This window comes from Azospirillum sp. TSH20, from assembly GCF_003115935.1.
GTDB lineage: Bacteria > Pseudomonadota > Alphaproteobacteria > Azospirillales > Azospirillaceae > Azospirillum.
Genome location: NZ_LGQU01000156.1, coordinates 1 through 2,879 on the forward strand (window position 1 = coordinate 1; position 2,879 = coordinate 2,879).

Here is a 2,879-nt window from a genome sequence, read left to right on the forward strand (position 1 = left end):
GCGGTCGACCGGTCGGCGGCGACCTGGGAACAGGCGCGGCTTGCGGTGGAGGAAGCCACCACCCGCCATGGCGAGGCCCGCCGGCGGTTCGAGGACGCCCGCACGGCCGAGATGAAGGCCGAACCCGATCTTGAATGCGCGGCCGATCTGGATGGACGGATCGCGATGCTGTCCGGCGAGCAGGAGACTGCCGAGGCCGCGGCGAAGGTGGCGACGCAGCGCGTCGGGGCGGCAGGGAAGGCGGTACGCGACATCGAAACCATGCTGTCGGCGGCGCGGAACGACGTGGCGCGGCTGGAGGTCTGGCTGCGGGAACAGGCCGGCATCGCCGCGATGGCCGCGCAGTGGGAGCGGTGGGACCGGCTGCTGGCTCGCGCCATCACCGACACCCGCACCGGCGAGACGGCGGCGCGGGAGCGCGGGCGGCTGGAGCGGGAGCTTGCGGCGTCCGCCGCCACCGCCGAGGCGGCGGACGCCCGGCTGGCGGAGGCGCGCGCGCGCTGTCAGGCGGCGGAGCGGGCGCTGGAAAGCCTTCGGGGTGAAGCGGTTCCGTCGCTGGAGGAGGCGCGGCAGGCGCGGGCAACGGCGGGGCTGCGGCGGGACCGGCTGCTGGCGCTGCTCGCCACCGGCGAAGCTCGGCAGCGGCTGGCCGTCGAGCGCGAAGTGGCGGAGGGTGAGCGGCTTCGGCTGCTGGCTGAGGCGGAGCGCGACGGGACGGCGGCGCGGGAGCTTGCCGACCATCAAACCGGGCAGCAGGCGGCGGTCGAGGAGGCTGAGCACACGCTGCAACGGCTGATGCTGGCCCAGCGCGAGGATGTGGAAAGCCTGCGCGGGCGGCTGGAGGAGGGAGAGCCCTGCCCGGTCTGCGGATCGGCCGAGCATCCCTGGGCGGAGGCCGGGGCGACGCCGCTCGGCCGGGTGACGCGGGATCAGGAAAAGCGCCTTGCCGAATTGCGCGAGGCGCTTGCCGCGACAGTCGCCCGCCATGCCGCGCTGGAGGCGGCGGAAGGGGCTGCGCGCAAGGGCGCCGAGGGACTGACGGCCCGGCTGGCCGCCATGGTGCGGGAAGCCGAGGGGCTGGAACTGCGCTGGGCGGAACAGGCGACGGCTGCCGGTTGGGAGGCAGAGGGCGGAGCGCTGGTCGACATCCGCAACGCGGTCGAGGAGGCCGACCGGCGGCTGGCGGCCATTGCGGCCGACGAGGAACGGGCGCTCGACCACCGCAGGCGGGTGGATGCCGCTCAACAGGACCATCGGCGGCTCGAGACCGCGGCGGCTGGGCTGGCGGCGGAGTGCGAGGCGAACCGGCATCGGCTGGCCGACGGACGGCAGGCTTTGGCGCTGGCGGTGGCGGCGCTGGACCGGGCAAAGGCAGATCGGGATGCTGCCCTGGCGGAGTTGGATGAGGGATTGGCCGGGGAAGCCGACTGGCGGGCACGGCTGGAACGGGAAGCGGACGGGTATCGGGCCGGACTGGCGTCGCGGGTTGCCGAGTGCCGCGAAAAGACCGGCGCGTTGGCCCGTGCCACACGCGAGGTGGAACGGGCCACCGGCGAACTCGCGGTACAGACGGCGGAGTCGGACGCCGCGCTGCGGGCCGAGGAGGAGGCGCGCAAGCGGGCTAACGGTCTCGCCGGCCGGCTGGCGGAGGCGCGGGCGACGCGAAGTGCTCTTCTGGGTGGCCGGCCGGTGGCGGTGGTGCGACGGGCATTGGCCGGGGAGCGGCACGAGGCCGAAGCCCTGGTGGAAAAAGCCACTTTCGCACGGCAGGACGCCGTCGCACGGCTGTCGGCGGCGGAGCGTGAGCGCGAGACCCGGGGCGAGGCGGCGCGGCAGTGTGCCGACAAGGCACGGGCGGCCGGCGAGCGGCTGGAGCGCGCGGCGGCGGAGCGTGGCGCCGGGTTGGACGAGGTTCGCCGATTGCTGGCGGCGGCCGAAAGCGAGCTGGAGGCGGAAGAGCTGGCATTGGCGGTGCTGGAGCGGGCGCGCGGCGACGCGGCGCTGGTGGTGGCCGAGCGCCGGCGGCAGCGCGCCGATCACCATGCCGCGGGGGGGCCGGCGCTGAGCGCCGAAGACGCTGCCGCCGCGGCCGAGAGCACCCGCGCGGTTCTGGAACGGGACCGCGACCGGCTGGGCTCGGCGCGTGGACGGCTGGAGGCCGATGATGCCAACCGGCAACGGCTGGCCGGGCTGCGGGTGGCGATCGAGGCGCAGCAGGCGCGCTGTGCGCTGTGGGGCAAGATGGCACAGCTGATCGGCTCGGCGAACGGTCAGAAGATGCGCAACTTCGCCCAGAGCTTGAGCCTGGACCTGCTGCTGACCCACGCAAATCGGCATCTGGAGGATCTCGCCCGCCGCTATCGGCTGGAGCGGGTGGCGGGGGCCGATCTGGAAATCCAGGTGGTCGACCGCGAGATGGGCGACGAGCGGCGCGGCGTGCACAGCCTGTCCGGCGGCGAGTTGTTCCTGGTGTCGCTAGCCCTGGCGCTAGGCCTGTCGGCAATGGCGGCGGGGACCTCCGGCGGGATCGGCACGCTGTTCATCGACGAGGGGTTCGGCACGCTCGACCCCGACAGTCTGGACGTGGCGCTGTCCTGCCTGGAGGCTCTGCAGGCCGGCGGCCGTCAGGTCGGCGTCATCAGCCACGTTCCGGCGATGGTCGAGCGAATCGGCACGCAGATCCGCGTGATGCCGCTGGGCGGCGGGCGCAGCCGGGTGACGGTGCAGTCGGTGGCGGGGACGGCGCTGGGCGTGGCGATGGAGGAGGTCGAGGGGGTTTGAAGGGGCCAAAGTTAGACCCCCACCTAACCTCCCCCGCTCTCAGCGGACCTGCGGTCCGCCTGCCGCGTCAGCACAAAGCGAAGCTTTGTGCGAGAGCT

The 2,879-nt window shown here is 73.9% G+C and carries 1 protein-coding gene; it reads left to right on the forward strand.

The window, feature by feature from the left end; translation table 11 throughout:
• On the forward strand, positions 1–2,781 hold a 2,781-nt coding region (locus tag TSH20_RS32240), incomplete at its 5' end, for an SbcC/MukB-like Walker B domain-containing protein (RefSeq protein WP_109493019.1).
• Positions 2,782–2,879 lie beyond the last annotated feature (98 nt).